The sequence below is a fragment of the Streptomyces sp. NPDC002867 genome (assembly GCF_053591895.1).
The window spans coordinates 132,308-150,798 of the sequence record NZ_JBSFUR010000011.1; the positions used below are offsets into that span (position 1 = coordinate 132,308).

14 protein-coding genes are annotated in these 18,491 nt (G+C 70.9%); 2 read left to right on the forward strand and 12 right to left on the reverse strand.

What is annotated here, in order from left to right:
* Positions 1–167 precede the first annotated feature (167 nt).
* From ACWD0A_RS13975 to uvrC, 10 genes are all read right to left on the reverse strand, one after another.
* The gene (locus ACWD0A_RS13975; RefSeq protein WP_003957010.1) at positions 168–503 is read right to left on the reverse strand and encodes an RNA polymerase-binding protein RbpA; all 336 of its coding nucleotides are present in this window, start codon (positions 501–503) and stop codon (positions 168–170) included.
* A gap of 135 nt (positions 504–638) precedes the next feature.
* Positions 639–869 (reverse strand): preprotein translocase subunit SecG, encoded by a 231-nt coding sequence (gene secG / locus ACWD0A_RS13980; RefSeq protein ID WP_177148920.1) that lies wholly within the window; start codon positions 867–869, stop codon positions 639–641.
* 170 nt (positions 870–1,039) lie between these two features.
* Positions 1,040–1,816: a triose-phosphate isomerase gene (gene tpiA / locus ACWD0A_RS13985; protein ID WP_451297767.1), complete on the reverse strand. Its 777-nt coding sequence runs from the start codon at positions 1,814–1,816 to the stop codon at positions 1,040–1,042.
* 6 nt (positions 1,817–1,822) lie between these two features.
* Positions 1,823–3,034, reverse strand: a complete 1,212-nt coding sequence (locus ACWD0A_RS13990; protein ID WP_451297769.1) for a phosphoglycerate kinase — start codon at positions 3,032–3,034, stop codon at positions 1,823–1,825.
* Positions 3,035–3,158: 124 nt separating this feature from the next.
* The gene (gene gap, locus ACWD0A_RS13995; RefSeq protein WP_307716065.1) at positions 3,159–4,163 is read right to left on the reverse strand and encodes a type I glyceraldehyde-3-phosphate dehydrogenase; all 1,005 of its coding nucleotides are present in this window, start codon (positions 4,161–4,163) and stop codon (positions 3,159–3,161) included.
* Between the two features lie 224 nt (positions 4,164–4,387).
* Positions 4,388–7,336, reverse strand: a complete 2,949-nt coding sequence (locus tag ACWD0A_RS14000) for a M14 family zinc carboxypeptidase (protein WP_451297772.1) — start codon at positions 7,334–7,336, stop codon at positions 4,388–4,390.
* 171 nt (positions 7,337–7,507) lie between these two features.
* The gene (gene whiA, locus ACWD0A_RS14005) at positions 7,508–8,497 is read right to left on the reverse strand and encodes a DNA-binding protein WhiA (RefSeq protein ID WP_005318962.1); all 990 of its coding nucleotides are present in this window, start codon (positions 8,495–8,497) and stop codon (positions 7,508–7,510) included.
* Entirely contained in the window at positions 8,488–9,552 is a 1,065-nt protein-coding gene (locus tag ACWD0A_RS14010; protein WP_451297774.1) for a gluconeogenesis factor YvcK family protein, read from the reverse strand. Before ACWD0A_RS14010 ends, whiA begins: the two co-directional genes overlap by 10 nt.
* Entirely contained in the window at positions 9,549–10,490 is a 942-nt protein-coding gene (gene rapZ / locus ACWD0A_RS14015; protein WP_177148837.1) for an RNase adapter RapZ, read from the reverse strand. Before rapZ ends, ACWD0A_RS14010 begins: the two co-directional genes overlap by 4 nt.
* On the reverse strand, positions 10,487–12,472 hold the full coding sequence (gene uvrC, locus ACWD0A_RS14020) for an excinuclease ABC subunit UvrC (RefSeq protein WP_451297776.1): 1,986 nt from the start codon (positions 12,470–12,472) through the stop codon (positions 10,487–10,489). Before uvrC ends, rapZ begins: the two co-directional genes overlap by 4 nt.
* 330 nt (positions 12,473–12,802) lie before the next feature.
* Between uvrC and ACWD0A_RS14025 the strand changes: the two genes are divergently transcribed.
* Positions 12,803–13,735: a hypothetical protein gene (locus tag ACWD0A_RS14025; protein WP_451297778.1), complete on the forward strand. Its 933-nt coding sequence runs from the start codon at positions 12,803–12,805 to the stop codon at positions 13,733–13,735.
* A 107-nt stretch (positions 13,736–13,842) separates the two neighbouring features.
* Here the strand turns inward: ACWD0A_RS14025 and ACWD0A_RS14030 are convergent, their stop codons facing one another.
* Complete coding sequence (locus tag ACWD0A_RS14030) at positions 13,843–14,271, reverse strand: Rieske (2Fe-2S) protein (protein ID WP_307716060.1); 429 nt, start codon at positions 14,269–14,271, stop codon at positions 13,843–13,845.
* A gap of 137 nt (positions 14,272–14,408) precedes the next feature.
* Between ACWD0A_RS14030 and ACWD0A_RS14035 the strand changes: the two genes are divergently transcribed.
* Complete coding sequence (locus tag ACWD0A_RS14035; protein WP_451297780.1) at positions 14,409–15,353, forward strand: carbohydrate kinase family protein; 945 nt, start codon at positions 14,409–14,411, stop codon at positions 15,351–15,353.
* A gap of 117 nt (positions 15,354–15,470) precedes the next feature.
* On the opposite strand, the gene uvrA is transcribed toward ACWD0A_RS14035, so the two are convergent.
* Complete coding sequence (uvrA, locus tag ACWD0A_RS14040; RefSeq protein WP_451297782.1) at positions 15,471–18,413, reverse strand: excinuclease ABC subunit UvrA; 2,943 nt, start codon at positions 18,411–18,413, stop codon at positions 15,471–15,473.
* Positions 18,414–18,491: the final 78 nt, after the last annotated feature.

Here is an 18,491-nt window from a genome sequence, read left to right on the forward strand (position 1 = left end):
CCCACTTCTTCTCGTACCTGCCTGCATGCCCCGCTGCGTCTCCAACCTAATTGATCAGGCGGGCGGATGACGTGTCAGCGGGACGCGGGACGGCGAGAAGCGGCCGGGCCGGGGCTCGGAACGACGAAGTCCGGCCGGCACCCCTCGGTGCCGGCCGGACTCAACGTCTAGATCTCGCCCCGCAGTTTGGCGAGCGCCTCCGCGAGGATCGCCTCGCCGTCCGCGTCGCTGCGCCGCTCGCGCACGTACGCGAGGTGCGTCTTGTACGGCTCGGTACGCGGCGGGTCCGGCGGGTTGTCCCGGTCCTGGCCTGCCGGGAACCCGCACCGCGGGCAGTCCCAGGTGTCGGGGACCTGTGCGTCACTGGCGAAGCTCGGCTGCGTCTCGTGCCCGTTGGAGCACCAGAAGGAGATGCGGAGGCGCGGTGCGGACTCGCCCCGCTCTGCCTCGCCCATCGGCCCCGCTCCGACCCGGCTCCCCCGGATCGCGTTGCCACTTGCCACGGTCGTAACTCCCTGCGTGATGGTGCTGCACAGCGTCTCACAGCGGCTGCGCCGCGAGTGCCCCAGTCTACGTAAGGCCCAACGCTCGTCCAGTGTTTGGAGTTACACCCCAGGCCGGGACGGGAAAGAGACGGGTCAGCTGTCCAGCTTCACCAGCAGGCCAAGTACGACAATGCACGCGAACCACAGCAGACCGACCACGACGGTGATGCGGTCGAGGTTGCGCTCGGCGACCGACGAGCCGCCGACGGACGACTGCATGCCGCCACCGAACATGTCGGAGAGGCCGCCGCCCTTCCCCTTGTGCATCAGCACCAGCAGCATCAGCAGCAGGCTGAAGACGATCAGGGCGATCGAGAACCCCATAACCACGGCTGGACCAACTTCCTCGGACTGATCAGGACTGACACCGATATGTACTGCGGGGGCCGGGCTCGCCACGCGGCGGAGCCGCAGAGTGGCACTGTGAGCCTCGGCCCCCGCAAGGGTACGCCGGATCCGCGCTAGCGCATACTCACCGGTCGCTCACCTGTCGCTCACTGGTCGCGGAAGCGGACGATCTTGACGAACTCGTCCGCGTCCAGCGCCGCGCCGCCCACCAGGGCGCCGTCGACGTCGGGCTGAGCCATGATCGCGGCGACGTTCCCGGCCTTCACCGAGCCGCCGTACTGGATGCGGACCTTGTCGGCCAGCTCCTGGCTGTACAGCTCCGCGAGACGGCCGCGAATGGCCCCGCAGACCTCCTGCGCGTCCTCGGGGGTGGCGACCTCGCCGGTGCCGATGGCCCAGACCGGCTCGTACGCGATCACGATGGACTCGGCCTGCTCGGCCGGGACGTCCTTCAGGCCGCCGTCGAGCTGGGCGAGCGTGTATGCGACCTGGTTGCCGGCCTTGCGGACGTCCAGGCCCTCGCCGACGCACAGGATCGGGGTCAGGCCGTGCCTGTACGCGGCCTTCACCTTGGCGTTGCAGATCTCGTCGGTCTCCGCGTGGTACTGGCGGCGCTCGGAGTGGCCCACGGCGACGTAGGCGCACTTCAGCTTGGCCAGCATCGGGCCCGAGATCTCGCCCGTGTAGGCGCCGGAGTCGTGCGCGGAGATGTCCTGGGCGCCGTACTTGATCTTGAGCTTGTCGCCGTCGACCAGGGTCTGCACGGACCGCAGGTCGGTGAAGGGCGCCAGGACGGCGACCTCGACGGCGTCGTAGTCCTTGTCGTTGAGCGCGAAGGCGAGCTTCTGGACGTGGGCGATGGCCTCGAGGTGGTTGAGGTTCATCTTCCAGTTGCCCGCCATCAGCGGGGTGCGAGTGCTCACAGGTGTTCAGTCCTCCAGTGCGGCGAGGCCGGGAAGCGTCTTGCCCTCGAGGTACTCGAGGCTCGCGCCACCGCCGGTCGAAATGTGGCCGAATGCGTTCTCGTCGAAGCCGAGCGTGCGCACGGCGGCGGCCGAGTCGCCGCCGCCGACGACGGTGAAGGCGGAGCTGTCGACGAGGGCCTGGGCGACCGCGCGGGTGCCGCCCGCGTAGTCGGGGTGCTCGAAGACGCCCAGCGGACCGTTCCAGAAGACGGTCTCGGCGTCGGCGATCTTGGCAGCGTACAGCTCGCGGGTCTTCGGGCCGATGTCGAGGCCCTCCTGGTCGGAGGGGATCTTGTCGGCGTCGACCGTGGTGAAGTCGGCCGGGGCCTTGGTCTTCAGGTCGGGGAACTCCGAGGCGGCCAGGACGTCGACCGGAAGGACGAGCTCGACGCCGTTCTTCTCGGCGCGCTCCATGTACTCGGTGACGGTCGGGATCTGGTCCTCCTGGAGGAGGGAGATGCCGACCTCGTAGCCCTTGGCCTTGAGGAAGGTGTAGGCCATGCCGCCGCCGATGAGCAGACGGTCGGCCTTGCCGAGGAGCTGGTCGATGACCGCGAGCTTGTCGGAGACCTTGGCGCCGCCGAGGACGACGACGTACGGCCGCTTCACCTCGTCGGTGAGCTTCTTCAGGACGCCGACCTCGGTGGCGATGAGGTGGCCGGCGGCGTGCGGCAGCCGGGCCGGGAGGTCGTAGACGGAGGCGTGCTTGCGGTGCACGGCGCCGAAGCCGTCGCCGACGTAGACGTCCGCGAGGGCGGCGAGCCGGTCCGCGAACGCGCCACGCTCGGCGTCGTCCTTGGCGGTCTCGCCGGCGTTGAAGCGGAGGTTCTCGAGGACCGCGACCTGGCCGTCGGCCAGGCCCGCCACGACCGCCTGGGCGGACTCGCCCACCGTGTCGGTCGCGAAGGCGACGTCGGTCCCGAGCAGTTCCCCGAGCCGCGCCGCGGCGGGGGCGAGCGAGAAGGCGGGGTCCGGGGCGCCCTTGGGGCGGCCGAGGTGCGAGGCGACGACGACACGCGCGCCGGCCTCGGCGAGTTTCGCGATCGTCGGCTGGACGGCGCGGATGCGGCCGTCGTCGGTGATGGTGGTGCCGTCGAGCGGGACGTTGAGGTCGGCGCGGACGAATACCCGCTTGCCCGTGACCCCGTCGGCCAGCAACTGGTCGATGGTCTTCATGTTCTGCGACTCCTCGAAGGGCTCTGCACGCGCGACAGGGCTCGAACGGCGCTGCGTCGCGCTGCCCGAGCCCTGCCACTCACATCTTGGTGCTCTCGTTGCAGTTCGGATCAGAGAGTACTGATCAGAGCTGGTTGCCGACGAAGACCGTCAGGTCGACGAGGCGGTTGGAGTAGCCCCACTCGTTGTCGTACCAGCCGACGACCTTGACCTGCTTGCCCTGGACCATGGTCAGGGAGGAGTCGAAGGTGCAGGAGGCCGGCCAGTTCACGATGTCCGAGGAGACGATCGGGTCCTCGGTGTACTCCAGGACGCCCTGCAGCTGCCCCTCGGCGGCCTTCTGGAAGGCGGTGTTGATCTCGTCCTTGGTGACCTCGCGGTCCAGCTCGAGGACGAGGTCGGTGACGGAGCCCGTGGGGACCGGGACGCGCATGGCGATGCCGTCCAGCTTGCCCTTGAGCTGCGGGAGGACCAGGGCGGTGGCCTTGGCGGCACCGGTCGAGGTCGGGATGATGTTCTCCGCGGCGGCACGGGCGCGGCGCAGGTCCTTGTGCGGGAAGTCCAGGATGCGCTGGTCGTTCGTGTACGCGTGGACCGTCGTCATCATGCCCTTGACGATGCCGAAGTTCTCGTCCAGGACCTTGGCCATCGGCGCCACACAGTTGGTGGTGCAGGAGGCGTTGGAGATGACGTGGTGGTTGGCCGGCTCGTACTTGTCCTGGTTGACACCCATCACGATGGTGATGTCCTCGCCGCTGGCGGGGGCGGAGATCAGGACCTTCTTGGCGCCACCGGCGATGTGCTTCTCGGCGTCGGCCTTCTTGGTGAAGATGCCGGTCGACTCGATGACGATGTCGACGCCCAGCTCGCCCCACGGGATGTCGGCGGGGTTGCGCTCGGAGAGCACCTTGATGGTGTGACCGTCGACGGTGATCGTGTCGGCGGTGTGGGACACGTCGGCCTTGAGACGGCCGAGAATGGTGTCGTACTTCAGCAGGTGGGCCGTGGTCGCGGTGTCACCCAGGTCGTTGACAGCCACGATCTCGATGTCTGCACCCTGCTCCAGCAGCGCGCGGAAGTAGTTACGACCGATGCGGCCGAAGCCGTTGATGCCTACGCGGATCGTCACGAAACCGATCTCCTCGTTGGTACGCCGGGTTTCGACGCCGGCGAGCTTTATTTGGGATGTCCCCGACCGCCTACGACCCTACCTCTCCGGAGTGCTCGTGGTGACATCCAGAGCGGGCCGTGTACGGCAAGGCGGTCCGTACCCACCAGTAGGGGTACGGACCGCTGCTTTTCCGGCCGTTTTCTGATCGGGCCACAGCCCCCGATCCGGCCGCTCCGACTGTGTCAGCGCCGCAGTGCGGCGAGCGCCCTGCCGATGATCCGGGCCCGGTCGGCCGCGGAGGGGACGTGCTCCAGGCCGAAACCGATCAGCACGCTGTCACGCGCGGTGACCGCCGCGGCGGACGGGTGCAGGTCCTGGCTGCGTGCCCAGTTCCCGCGCAGAGCGGGGCTGCCCTGCGGCGGTCCCGCGACGGCCCAGGGTCCGAGCGAGGTCTCGAAGCCCTCGGCGCCCTGCTCGCCGCCCGCCGTCACCAGCCGGGTGTCGTCGACGAAGACGCCCCGGCCGCCGTCGCCGGGATCGGTGATGTACGAGACGGCGACCTCGATCTTCTTGCCCGCATAGGCGCTGAGGTCGAACGAGGCGGTCCGCCAGCCGTCGGAGGCCCCGGTGAAGGAGTTCCAGCCGCCCGTGGAGCCCCGCGCCGTGCATCCCCCGGAACCCACGGTGAGGTAGTGCCGCAGGAAGGGGTGCATGGCGACGTAGAAGCCGCCGTCGCACTGGGTGGGGACGGTGGTGGAGGTGGAGCCGTTCGCGTCGGGCAGCGTCGTCCAGTCGTCCTGGCCCACCGTGTGGACCTCGAGGACGGCGTTGTCGTAGCCGGGCTCGGTGTTGTAACTCAGGCGCAGGTTCAGCGCGGGCGCGTCGGCCGCGCTCGTGCCGCTCAGGTCGAGCGTGCGCGTGAGCCGCATCCAGGAGGCGTTGCGGTGGCTCGCCGCCGCGTACCAGTCGCCCTCGTACGGCGAGAAGGGCATCTTCACGCCGGGGTAGTCGCCCGCGGCCGCGCTGCTGAACTGCGGGAACTCGTCGGACGGCAGGGTGTCCGAGGTGATCGTGTACGCACCGGCCGCGTCCAGTGGGTTGCCGGGCGCCCCGGCGAGCGCTCCCGAGGCCCCCGCGAGGCGGCCCGCGCCGAGGAAGCCGCCCGCTCCGGCGAGCGAGGCACGGCCCGAGGCGCCGAGGTAGTACTGGGAGAAGTCGTCGCTCAGCGCGCCGCCGAGGTCGGCGGCGCCGCCGGCCCGCTCGCCGGTGGTGACGAGCTTGCCGCCCTCGTTGAGGTAGGCCCGCACGGCCTGCGTGGTGGCCCAGGAAGGCGCCTTCGCCCCGGTGTACCAGACGACCGTGTCGAAGTGGCCGAGCACCGCGAGCGGATGCGGGGCGCCCTGCGTGGTGACGTCCCAGACCGCGCTGCGCTGCTTGTTGTCGGCGAGCGCCCCGGTGTAGACGGCGGTGTGCTGCGCGGGTGCGCTGCCGCCCTCCTCGGCGATCACGAGGGTCGAGGCGCGCGGCCGTTCGGCGATCCGGTAGGTGAAGTGCTCGCTGGAGGTGCGCTTGCCCTCCCTCGTACGGCCGGTGAACCAGACCTCGACCGTGTCGCCGACGTCGCCGTCCCGGATGCCGGCGCGGTACTCGTCGAAGCGGATGTTGTCGTCGCCGCCGAAGGTCTCGCCGCCCTTCCAGGGCCGCAGCGCCTGCGTGTGCGTACGACCGCCGTTGACGCGGTACTTGAGCTGCTTGCCCCGTAGCGACTTGCGGGCGACGACGGACACTTCCTGATCCCCGCCGAGGGCGTAGGAGGTGGTGAAGGTGTCGGGGGTGAAGTCCGCCGCGTCGAGCCCGAGCGAGGAGGACGGCCGGTCGGGGTGGGCGGCGGTCTCGGCGACGGAGAGCGCGAACGGGATGTTCTTCGCGAACTCCTGCTGGATCAGCTTCTCGTCGTCGGGGAAGGTGAAGACGGAGGCGCAGTCGGCCGCGTTCCAGGGGTCGTTCGGGTCGATGCGGGACGCGGTGGCGCAGGTCGACATCTCCGGGGTGTACATCATCATCCCGTTGACGTTGGCCGCGTGGCCGTCGGCCTCGCCGTTGGTGGTGTACAGCTCGGAGGAGACCTGGGGGCGGTAGCCGGGGACGGCCGGGTTCTCGGGGGTGCCGGCGAGCGCCTTGTAGAGCACGTCGTCGGGCGTGGGCGTGGCGACCTGCCAGCCGACTCCGTAGAGGATCAGCTCCGCGGCCGAGTGGTAGTTGATGCCGTACTCGAAGCCGATGCGCTTCTGGAAGGCGTCGATGGCCCGGGTCTCGGGCTCGGACGCCGGGCCGGTGCCGCGGTAGGTCTCGTCGAACGGGTCGGGGGACGAACCCTCGTTGTCGTAGCCCCACTTGTAGGCGAAGTTCCGGTTGAGGTCGACGCCGTCGCCGGGCGTGATCTTCCCGTCGCCGTTGTTGTCGCGCATGTTCTTGCGCCACTGGCGCTCGGCGGGCCCGGTGAAGGTGTGGTCGTAGCCGTCGGGGTTGGCCGAGAGCACGAACCACAGCTCGGTGGAGTCCACGATCTTCGTGATCCGCGGGTCCTTGCCGTAGTTCGTGAGGTAGTGGTGCATCAGCCGCCGGGTCATCTCCGGCGTGATCCATTCCCGGGCGTGCTGGTTCGACATGTAGAGCGTGGCCGGCTTGCTGCCGTCCCGGTGCTTCGCGGCGCCCTTGGAGATCTTGAGTGCGAGGATGTCCTGGCCCTTGACCGTCTTGCCGATGCTGACGGCCTTGGTGAGGCCGGGATGGGCGGCGGCGGTGGCCAGGATCTCGCTCTTGAGGCCGCCCTCGCCGCTGTACGGCCGGTAGACGCCGTCGCCCGCCTTGGCGACGCGCCGCTCGGTCTCGGCGGGGACGGTGTGCTCGGTGATGCCGACGCCCTGCGCGCGCAGTTCGTCCGCCTGCCGTTCGGTGAGGTACAGCTCGACGGTGGCGGAGCCCTTCTTCGGCACCTGCTCGGTGAGTTCGTGTCCGTCGGCGCCCGCCGCGAGGATCAGCGGGACCTGCGCCCGGGTGATCTTCGCATGCCACACGGAGAGTTCGTCACCGTCTCCTCCCCCCGGTTCGGCCTGCGCGATCGGCGCCGCCGACAGTCCCGCGACGAGCAGTGAAGCCGCTGCGAGGATCGATCTCGCTCTGCGTCTCATGCGCCCCCCTTGCTGTTGTCTGCCCGATGAGTGAACATGCGCCAGGCTCATGACTCTCCATGATCATGTCAATAGGGCATCGGGATGCCCGGGACGGTCTCCGAAAACGCCGCTGCCGACGCCCGAACGGGCGTCGGCAGCAAAGCTCTTGAGCTGCATGCCGGGGAGGGCTCAGCCGACGAGCCCGTCGGCCATCTCCTCGGTCAGGTTGGACTCCGTACCCGGAATGCCGAGGTCCTGAGCCCGCTTGTCGGCCATCGCCAGCAGCCGCCGGATACGGCCGGCGACCGCGTCCTTCGTCAGCGGCGGGTCGGCGAGGGCACCCAACTCCTCCAGGGACGCCTGCTTGTGCTCCATGCGCAGCCGGCCCGCGGCGGCGAGGTGCTCGGGCACCTCCTCGCCGAGGATCTCCAGGGCGCGCTGCACCCGCGCCCCGGCCGCGACGGCGGCGCGGGCCGACCGGCGCAGGTTGGCGTCGTCGAAGTTCGCCAGGCGGTTGGCGGTGGCCCGCACCTCGCGGCGCATCCGCCGCTCCTCCCAGGCCAGCACCGATTCGTGCGCCCCGAGGCGGGTCAACAGCGCGCCGATCGCGTCACCGTCCCGGACGACCACCCGGTCCACGCCCCGCACCTCGCGGGCCTTGGCGGCGATCGAGAGCCGGCGGGCGGCGCCGACCAGTGCCAGGGCGGCCTCCGGGCCGGGGCAGGTGACCTCCAGCGACGAGGACCGGCCGGGCTCCGTCAGGGAGCCGTGCGCGAGGAACGCACCCCGCCAGGCGGCCTCGGCGTCGCACGTGGCACCGGAGACGACCTGGGGCGGCAGGCCGCGGATCGGGCGGCCGCGGCCGTCGACCAGGCCGGTCTGGCGCGCGAGCTGGTCGCCGCCGGCCACCACCCGTACGACGAAACGGGAGCCGCGGCGCAGCCCGCCGGGGGCCATCACCATCAGCTCCGAGCTGTGGCCGAAGATCTCCAGGATGTCGCGCTTGAGGCGGCGCGCCGCGATCCCGGTGTCGAGCTCCGCCTCGATCACGATGCGGCCGCTGACCAGGTGCAGACCGCCCGCGAACCGCAGGATCGCCGAGACCTCCGCCTTTCTGCAGCAGGTCCGGGTGACGGGAAGCCGGGAGATCTCGTCCTTCACCGCTGCCGTCATCGCCATGGGCCGATCCTTCCATGCATCCGAAAAATACGGTCGTACGCGGCAGCCAACAGCTCCGGGTCATGCTTCGGAGCGCCTCCCCCAGAGACTTCGCCCTGGGAGGGGCCCCCGACCGAGGCCACGGGCGCCAGCTCGACCGCGGCGCCGAGCCGCCTGGCGGCGTCGTCGAGGGACTCGCGGTCGGGCACGGCGGCCTCGTCGGCCAGCACCACGTCCAGGGCGAGTTTAGGCGCGTGTCGTCCCAAAACCTCCAAATGACGCTGCGGGGAGAAGCCATCTGTTTCGCCCGGCTGCGGCGCGAGATTGAGGGAGAGGACCCGCCGCGCCTTGGTCTCGACCAGGGCATCGAGCAGTTCGGGCACGAGCAGGTGCGGGATGACCGAGGAGAACCACGAGCCGGGCCCGAGAACCACCCAGTCGGCGTCCAGGACGGCCTCGACCGCCTCCGGGACGGCGGGCGGGTCGTTCGGCACAAGGTGCACGGACTGCACCTCGCCCGGGGTGAGCGCGACGGTCGCCTGGCCGCGGACCGTGGACACCTCGTCGGGGCGCGCGGGGTCGTGCCCGCGCACGAGCGCCTGGAGCTCCAGCGGGACGGCCGACATGGGCAGCACCCGGCCCTGGGCGCCGAGCAGCTTGCCCACCAGGTCCAGGGCCTGCACATGGTCGCCGAACTGCTCCCACAGCGCCACGATCAGCAGATTGCCGACCGCGTGCTCGTGCAGGTCGCCCTTGGACTGGAAGCGGTGCTGGATGACGCGGGCCCAGGTCTGGCCCCAGTCGTCGTCGCCGCACAGGGCCGCGAGCGCCTTGCGGAGGTCGCCCGGCGGCAGCACGCCGAGCTCTTCGCGGAGCCGGCCGCTGGAGCCGCCGTCGTCGGCGACGGTGACGACCGCCGTCAGGTCGCCGGTGATGCGGCGCAGGGCCGCGAGCGACGCGGACAGGCCCATGCCGCCGCCGAGGGCGACGACCTTGGGCTGCGCGCCGCGCTTCCGTGTCGACACGGTACGCGTGGACCTGCGCACCCGCCGCAGACGGAGGGTTCGTCCGGTCACTCGCGCCCCATGTCCCGGTGCACGACCACGGTCTCGACTCCGGCGGAGGACAGCCGGGCCGCGAGCTTCTCGGAGGTGGCGACCGAGCGGTGCTTGCCGCCCGTGCAGCCCACCGCGATGGTCACGTACCGCTTGCCCTCGCGGCGGTAGCCGGAGGCGATCAGCTGGAGCAGCTCGGTGTAGCGGTCCAGGAACTCCTTGGCTCCGGGCTGGTTGAAGACGTAGTTCGACACCTCTTCGTTCAGGCCGGTGAAGGGGCGCAGCTCGGGGACCCAGTGCGGGTTGGGCAGGAAGCGCATGTCGACGACGAGGTCGGCGTCGACGGGGAGTCCGTACTTGAACCCGAACGACATCACCGTCGCCCGCAGCTCCGGCTCCTCCTCGCCCGCGAACTGGGCGTCCATCTTGGCGCGCAGCTCGTGCACGTTGAGGCTGGAGGTGTCGATCACCAGGTCGGCGTCGCCGCGCAGCTCGCGCAGCAGGTCGCGCTCGGCCGCGATGCCGTCGACGATCCGGCCGTCGCCCTGGAGCGGGTGCGGACGGCGGACCGACTCGAACCGGCGCACGAGGGCGTCGTCGGAGGACTCCAGGAAGACCGTCCGGCGGGTGACCTGCTTGGCGTCGAGGTCGGCGAGGGACTCGCGGAGATTGTCGAAGAACCGCCGGCCGCGCACGTCCACGACGACGGCGATACGGGCGACATTGCCCTGCGAGCGGGCGCCGAGCTCCACCATGGTGGGGATCAGCGCCGGGGGCAGGTTGTCCACGACGAACCAGCCCAGGTCCTCCAGACACTTCGCCGCAGTGCTGCGACCGGCTCCGGACATGCCGGAGATGATCACCAGCTCCGGGATGGCCACGTCCGCCGCGGCGTCGGCGGGCTCGGCCGTATTGCCCGTACTCACGTCTGCTGCTCCGTCTCCGTCGTGCTCGGTCATGTCTTTCTGCCCCCGTCGTTCTCTTCCATGATCTCTCCTGTCGCCGTATTCACGGCGGGTGCGGCCGGAGCCGACTGCGCAAGGGCCACGACGACCGACTCGGCCGTCTTGCGGCCCATGCCGGGGACCTCGCAGATCTGCTCGATTGTCGCCTGCCGCAGGCGCTTCACCGAGCCGAAATGCTTGATCAGAGCCTGTTTCCGGGTGTCCCCGAGGCCGGGCACGGCGTCCAGCGGGCTGGTCCTGATCCGCTTCGTCCGCTTGGAGCGCTGATAGCGGATGGCGAAATCGTGAGCCGTGTCACGGACCCGCTGGAGGAGGTAGAGGCCCTCGCTGGACCGGGGCAGCACGACCGGGTCGTCGTCGTGCGGCAGCCAGACCTCTTCGAGGCGCTTGGCGAGGCCGCAGACGGCCACGTCGTCGATGCCGAGCTCGTCCAGGGCTCGCTGAGCGGCCGCGACCTGCGGCTTTCCGCCGTCGACGACGACGAGCTGGGGCGGGTAGGCGAACTTCTTGGGACGGCCGTCGTCCTCGGGGGCCTGGCTCCCGGGGTCGTCGCCGCCGATCCACTCCCCGGTCCTGTCCTTCTCGGCGAGATACCGCCTGAACCGCCGGGTGATCACCTCGTGCATGGACCGGACGTCGTCCTGGCCCTCGAAACCCTTGATCTGGAAGCGGCGGTACTCGCTCTTGCGCGCGAGGCCGTCCTCGAAGACCACCATCGACGCCACCACGTCCTCGCCCTGGAGGTGGGAGACGTCGAAGCACTCGATGCGCAGGGGCGCCGAGTCGAGACCGAGGGCCTCCGCGATCTCCTCCAGGGCCCGCGAGCGGGTGGTCAGATCGCTGGCGCGCTTGGTCTTGTGGAGGCCGAGGGCCTGCAGGGCGTTGCGCTGCACGGTCTCCATGAGCGCCTTCTTGTCGCCGCGCTGCGGGACGCGCAGCGACACCTGCGACCCGCGGCGGCCGCTCAGCCACTGGGTGACGGCGCTGTCGTCCTCGGGCAGCGCGGGGACGAGGACCTCCTTGGGCACGGCGTCGCCGCTCTCCTCGCCGTACAGCTGCTGGAGGGCGTGCTCGACCAGGCCGGCGGTGTCGACGTTCTCCACCTTGTCGGTGACCCAGCCGCGCTGGCCGCGCACCCGGCCGCCACGGACGTGGAAGATCTGCACGGCGGCTTCCAGCTCGTCCTCGGCGAGGGCGATCAGGTCGGCGTCGGTCGCGTCGGCGAGCACGACGGCGTTCTTCTCCAGGGCGCGTTTGAGCGCTTCTATGTCGTCGCGCAGCCGGGCCGCCTTCTCGTACTCCATCTCCTCGGCGGCCGCCGTCATCTGCTTCTCCAGGCGGCGGATGTACGTGCCGGTGCGGCCGGCCATGAAGTCGCAGAACTCCTCGGCCAGTTCGCGGTGCTCCTCGGGGGTGACCCGGCCGACGCACGGCGCGGAGCACTTGCCGATGTAGCCGAGCAGGCAGGGGCGGCCCTTCTGCACGTGGTTCCTGAACACGCCCGCGGAGCAGGTGCGCACGGGGAAGACGCGGAGCATCAGGTCGACGGTCTCGCGGATCGCCCACGCGTGCCCGTACGGACCGAAGTAGCGCACGCCTTTCCGCTTGGCCCCGCGCATGACCTGGACCCTCGGGAAATCCTCGTTCAGCGTGACGGCGAGATACGGATAGCTCTTGTCGTCGCGGTACTTGACGTTGAAGCGGGGGTCGAACTCCTTGATCCAGGAGTATTCCAGCTGGAGCGCCTCGACCTCGGTGGAGACCACCGTCCACTCGACGGAGGCGGCGGTGGTGACCATGGTGCGGGTGCGCGGGTGCAGATTGGCCAGGTCCTGGAAGTAGCTGGCGAGGCGCTGGCGCAGGCTTTTCGCCTTGCCGACGTAGATCACCCGGCGGTGCTCGTCGCGGAACCTGTAGACCCCCGGCGAGTCGGGGATCTGTCCCGGCTTGGGGCGGTAACTGGAGGGGTCTGCCATGCCGACCACCCTACTGGCGGGCGGTGACAGCGTGGTCATCTCCGGGGGACGTGACCAGCGCTGCGGGGGACGCCGCGGGCCGGACGAGCGCAGGCGCGGAAACCGGCCGCGACGGCGGCCGGGGGCCTCGTTCCCGGCCATGAGCCCTGCATCCATCCTTGTCGCGGGAAGATCAACACGCTTCAATGCGGAGTGACGCGGCGCTGTGATCGGTACGGCCCGGATGTGATGACCTCCGTCCCTCTCCGCCCGGAAGGCCGCCGCCCACCCCCAGCGGCAGCCACCGCTCCGTGATCGTTCACCGCACGCCATGAGCCCCCGGAGGAGTCCATGGGCCACACCGAGGCAGACCTGGCACAGGTGCTGACCACCGGCCCGTTCCACCTGGCCCTGCGCGCCGCCCTCGCGACGCGCGGCCTGCCGCTCCAGCGCGTCCAGCACCACCTCGCCCACCGGGGGATCAAGGTCGGGGTGACCAGCCTCAGTTACTGGCAGCAGGGCGCGCGCCGCCCCCAGCGCCCCGAGTCGCTGCGGGCCGTACGCGCGCTGGAGGACGTGCTGGAGCTGCCCGCGCAGTCACTGGTCCGGCTGCTCGGCCCGGGGACGGACAGCACCCCCGCCGGCGCGGACCCTCCCGGGGCACGTTCCTACCGCTCGCTCGCGGAGGCCGCCGGCACGGCGGAACGGCTGTTCGCGGGTCTCACGCCGCCCGGGGACGGCGGACTGCACACGGTCGGACACCAGGACCGGGTGCGCATCGACGCCGGCCGGCGCCTCGCGGGACGCGACTCCCACCACGTCGTCCGCGCCCAGCGGGACGGCGTCGACCGCTATCTGGCCGTCCACCAAGGCGATCCCGGCTGTGACCCGGCGCGCGTGCGGGTGAGCGCGCTGGAGAACTGCCGGACGGGCCGGGTGCGGTGGGACACCGACACCCGCGTGGTGGTGGCCGAGCTCCTCTTCGACACCAGGCTGCGCGCCGGAGAGACGTACGTCTTCGGTTACGGCTTCGAGGACGGCACCGGCGGTCCGGGCGGCGAGTACGTGCGCGGCTTCGGCTTCGCGGGCGGGCAGTACCTGCTCCAGGTGCGGTTCGACGAAGGCGCGCTGCCGGTGCGCTGCCACCGGTTCGCCCATGCGACGACGGGTGCGCCGCGGGGAGCGCGGACGCGTCTGGCGCTCAGCGGGCGCCATCGCACGGTGCACCTGGTGGAGCAGGGGGTGCGGCCGGGGATCCTCGGGATCGACTGGGACTGGGACTGACGGCGCACGGACCGTCCGGTCCGGGCCGGACCAGGCCGACCCATGGGCCGACCGCGCGTGGGGCCGCCGCCGGGCGATGTGTACGGGTTCGGGCGTCGGAGCCGTCGTCAGGCGTCGGGGCCGGCGACGAGCCTGCCGCCCTCCGTCCTGACCGGGACCTCCGGCAGCGGCACGGTGGCCGGGCCCACGAGCGCCTTGCCGGTCGTCACGTCGAAGCGGCTGCCGTGGCAGGGGCAGTTGCCCTCCGTGCCCTCCAGCTTGTCGAGCACGCAGCCCGCGTGCGTGCACTGGGCGCTGAACGCCTTGTACTGCCCCTTCGCCGGGCAGTGCACGACCAGTCGCTGCTCGCGGTAGAGCTTGGCCCCGCCGACCGGGACGGCGTCGGCGGCGCCGAGGTCGACGGGCGCGGTGGGCGTCGGGTTCTCCGCGTGGCCGACCTTGGACTCGGTGGAGCAGGCGGCGACGCCCAGCCCGGCGGCCCCGGCGAGGGCAGCGCCCTTCAGGACGGTACGGCGGGCGGGCGGCTGGCCGGGCATGGGAACTCCACTGTTCAGAGCGTCGGGTGCGTCCGAGGGCGCGTGTCGGTGACAGAAACGACGATACCGGCGGAGATCGGCGGTGCCCGGGGCGGGCTCCCTGGCCGGGCGCGCGGGCATCGGCTACGTTCTGGCCCGTGATCGTCGTCGCCGGTGAGTCCTTGATCGACCTGGTCCCGCAGGGGGCCGCCGCTCCCCTGCCCGCACTCCTGCCCCGCCTCGGCGGCGGGCCCTACAACACGGCGGTGGCGCTCGGCCGGCTGGGCTCCCCGGTGGCGTTCTGCTCTCGGGTGTCGACGGACGCCTTCGGCGAGGCACTGCTGGGCGGGCTGCGCGCGGCGGGTGTCGACGTCTCCCTGGTCCAGCGCGGCCCGGAGCCGACGACGCTGGCGGTGGCCGCGATCGGCTCGGACGGTTCGGCCGGGTACGGCTTCTACGCGCAGGGCAGCGCGGACCGCCTCTTCGAACTGCCCGGTGCTCTGCCCGAGGCCGTGCGGGCGCTGGCGCTGGGCACGTGCTCGCTGGTGCTGGAGCCGGGCGCGACCGCGTACGAGGCGCTGCTGCGGCGGGAGGCGGCGCGCGGGGTCTTCACGCTGCTCGACCCGAACATCCGGGCCGGTCTGATCCCCGACGCGGACGCCTACCGGGCGCGGTTCGCGGGGTGGCTGCCGTTCGTCTCGCTCCTGAAGCTCTCCGAGGACGACGCCGAGTGGCTGGGCGGCGTGCCCGAAGGGCCGGAGGCGGTGGTGCTGACCCGGGGCGGCTCGGGGCTGACGGTGCGGACCCGCGCCGGCGTCGAGGTCTCGGTCCCGGCCGCGCCGGTGACCGTCGCGGACACCATCGGGGCGGGCGACACGGTGAACGCGGCGCTGCTCCACGGGCTCGCGGCCCGGGACGCGCTGTCACCCGCCGCGCTGTCCGCGCTGGACGCGGCTGCCTGGAGCGAGGTGCTGACGTTCGCGGCGCGCGCGGCGGCGGTGACGTGCTCCCGTACCGGTGCGGAGCCCCCGTACGCCTGGGAGCTGAGCCAGGGACCAGCCGCAGATCCTGCGCCGGGTCACTCGAGCCCCGCCGGCGCTTGAGGCGCGAGGTCCGAGCCCACGGGTGCCTGGGACGCACGGCCCGTCGGCGCGTGAGGCGCGGTCTTCCGGGGCCGGGACCCCGGAAGAGCGCGCCCCCGCAACAGCGGGGCCGCCCCGTCAGGCGCGACGCGCCCGCGCCGCCGCCGCCGTCTTCTTCGCCGCCACCTTCCGCGCGGGCTGCCGCGCCGCCGGCACCGACACCGCGTCGCTGATGCGCTCCGCGTCCAGGATGTCCCGCAGGAACTTGCCGGTGTGGCTCGCCGGGACGCCCGCGACCTGCTCCGGGGTGCCCTCGGCGATGACGAGTCCGCCGCCGCTGCCGCCCTCGGGGCCCATGTCGACGACCCAGTCGGCCGTCTTGATCACGTCCAGGTTGTGCTCGATGACGATCACCGAGTTGCCCTTGTCGACGAGGTTGGACAGCACGTTGATCAGCTTGCTGATGTCCTCGAAGTGCAGACCGGTCGTGGGCTCGTCCAGCACGTAGACCGTGCGCCCGGTGGAACGCTTCTGGAGCTCGGAGGCCAGCTTCACGCGCTGTGCCTCACCCCCCGAGAGCGTCGGAGCGGACTGGCCGAGCCGGACGTACCCGAGGCCGACCTCGTGGAGCGTGCGCAGGTGGCGGGAGATCGTCGGGACGGCCTCGAAGAAGTCCAGCGCCTCCTCGATCGGCATGTCCAGCACCTCGGCGATGGACTTGCCCTTGTAGTGGACTTCCAGCGTCTCGCGGTTGTACCGCGCCCCGTGGCAGACCTCGCACGGGACGTACACGTCCGGCAGGAAGTTCATCTCGATCTTGATCGTGCCGTCGCCGGAGCAGTTCTCGCAGCGGCCGCCCTTGACGTTGAAGGAGAAGCGGCCGGGCAGATAGCCCCGGACCTTCGCCTCCATCGTCTCGGCGAAGAGCTTGCGGACGTGGTCGAAGACGCCGGTGTACGTCGCCGGGTTCGACCTCGGCGTGCGGCCGATCGGCGACTGGTCCACGTGCACGACCTTATCGACGAGGTCGTCGCCGTCGACGCGGGTGTGCCGTCCCGGCACCGACTTGGCGCCGTTCAGCTCGCGGGCCAGGTGGGTGTAGAGGATGTCGTTGACCAGCGTCGACTTTCCGGAGCCGGAGACACCGGTGACCGCGGTGAGAACGCCGAGCGGGAAGGACACGTCGATGTCCCGCAGGTTGTTCTCCCGGGCGCCGTGCACCGTGAGCCGGCGCGTCGGGTCCACCGGGCGGCGCAGCTCGGGCGTCGGGATGGACCGCTTGCCGGAGAGGTACTGCCCGGTCATGGACTCCTTGTTGGCCAGCAGCTCCTTCAACGGGCCGGAGTGGACGACCTTGCCGCCGTGCTCACCCGCGCCGGGGCCGATGTCGACGACCCAGTCCGCGATCTTGATCGTGTCCTCGTCGTGCTCGACGACGATCAGCGTGTTGCCCATGTCCCGCAGGCGCACCAGCGTCTCGATGAGCCGGTGGTTGTCCCGCTGGTGCAGGCCGATGGACGGCTCGTCCAGCACGTACAGCACGCCGACCAGGCCGGATCCGATCTGGGTGGCGAGCCGGATGCGCTGCGCCTCGCCGCCGGAGAGGGTGCCTGCCGCACGGTTGAGGGAGAGGTAGTCGAGGCCCACGTCGACGAGGAAGCGGAGCCGCTCGTTGACCTCCTTGAGGACGCGCTCGGCGATCTTCTTGTCGCGGGCGTTGAGCTTGAGGCGGCCGAGGAACTCGGCGCACTCGCTGATCGACATCGCGGAGACCTCGGCGATGGACTTCTCCATCACGGTGACCGCGAGGACGATCGGCTTGAGACGGGTGCCCTCGCAGGTCGGGCAGGGGACCTCGCGCATGTAGCCCTCGAAGCGCTCCCTGCTGGAGTCGCTCTCGGCCTCGGAGTGCCGCCGCTTCACGAACTGGACGGCGCCCTCGAAGGCGGGGGTCGTGTACGCGCGCTCTCGGCCGTACCTGTTGCGGTAGCGGACCTCGACCTGGGTCTTGTGGCCGAACAGCAGGGCCTTCTTGGCACGCTGCGGCAGCCCGGCCCAGGGCATGTCGGTGGAGAAGCCGAGCGCCTGGGCGAGCCCGCCGATCAGGCGCCCGAAGTATTCCTTGGTGTGGCCGTGCGACCAGGGGTGGATCGCGCCGTCGTCCAGGGACCTCTGCTCGTCGGGGACGATCAGCTCGGGGTCGACCTCCATGCGCGTGCCGATGCCGGTGCAGTCGGGGCAGGCGCCGAACGGCGAGTTGAACGAGAAGGAGCGGGGCTCGAGCTCCTCGAAGGACAGGTCGTCGTAGGGGCAGTACAGATGCTCCGAGTACATCCGCTCGCGGTCGGGGTCGTCCTCGGGGAGGTCGACGAAGTCGAGCACGACCATGCCGCCGGAGAGGCCGAGCGCGGTCTCGACGGAGTCGGTCAGCCGGCGCTTGGCGCTGTCCTTGACGGTGAGGCGGTCCACGACCACCTCGATGGTGTGCTTCTCCTGCTTCTTCAGTGTGGGCGGCTCGGCGAGCTGGATCGTCGTGCCGTCGACCCTGGCACGGCTGTAGCCCTTGGTCTGGAGGTCGGAGAAGAGGTCGACGAACTCGCCCTTGCGCTCGCGCACCAGCGGCGAGAGCACCTGGAAGCGGCTGCCCTCGGGCAGCTCCAGGACCTTGTCGACGATCGCCTGCGGCGACTGGCGCGAGATGGGACGGCCGCACTCGGGGCAGTGCGGCTTGCCGATGCGGGCGAACAGCAGACGGAGGTAGTCGTAGACCTCGGTGATCGTGCCGACCGTGGAGCGCGGGTTGCGCGAGGTCGACTTCTGGTCGATTGAGACGGCCGGCGACAGGCCCTCGATGAAGTCGACGTCCGGCTTGTCCATCTGACCGAGGAACTGCCGGGCGTACGAGGAGAGGGACTCGACGTAGCGGCGCTGCCCCTCGGCGAAGATCGTGTCGAACGCGAGGGACGACTTGCCCGACCCCGAGAGCCCGGTGAAGACGATGAGGGAGTCGCGCGGGAGGTCGAGCGAGACGTTCTTCAGATTGTGCTCGCGCGCGCCACGGACGATGAGACGGTCGGCCACGCCGGTCCGCACCTTTCTTGAGAGAAGCGGGGGCACGGCCCCCGTCCCAGACTGTTCCAAGCCTAGGGGGGCCGCCAG

What these genes read in the sequence shown, in the direction of transcription:
- secG (WP_177148920.1), bottom strand. Translation starts at nt 869, where the DNA reads ATGGGGTTCTCGATCGCCCTGATCGTCTTCAGCCTGCTGCTGATGCTG.
- ACWD0A_RS13990 (WP_451297769.1), bottom strand. Translation starts at nt 3,034, where the DNA reads ATGAAGACCATCGACCAGTTGCTGGCCGACGGGGTCACGGGCAAGCGG.
- ACWD0A_RS14000 (WP_451297772.1), bottom strand. Translation starts at nt 7,336, where the DNA reads ATGAGACGCAGAGCGAGATCGATCCTCGCAGCGGCTTCACTGCTCGTC.
- whiA (WP_005318962.1), bottom strand. Translation starts at nt 8,497, where the DNA reads ATGGCGATGACGGCAGCGGTGAAGGACGAGATCTCCCGGCTTCCCGTC.
- rapZ (WP_177148837.1), bottom strand. Translation starts at nt 10,490, where the DNA reads ATGACCGAGCACGACGGAGACGGAGCAGCAGACGTGAGTACGGGCAAT.
- uvrC (WP_451297776.1), bottom strand. Translation starts at nt 12,472, where the DNA reads ATGGCAGACCCCTCCAGTTACCGCCCCAAGCCGGGACAGATCCCCGAC.
- ACWD0A_RS14025 (WP_451297778.1), top strand. Translation starts at nt 12,803, where the DNA reads ATGGGCCACACCGAGGCAGACCTGGCACAGGTGCTGACCACCGGCCCG.
- ACWD0A_RS14030 (WP_307716060.1), bottom strand. Translation starts at nt 14,271, where the DNA reads ATGCCCGGCCAGCCGCCCGCCCGCCGTACCGTCCTGAAGGGCGCTGCC.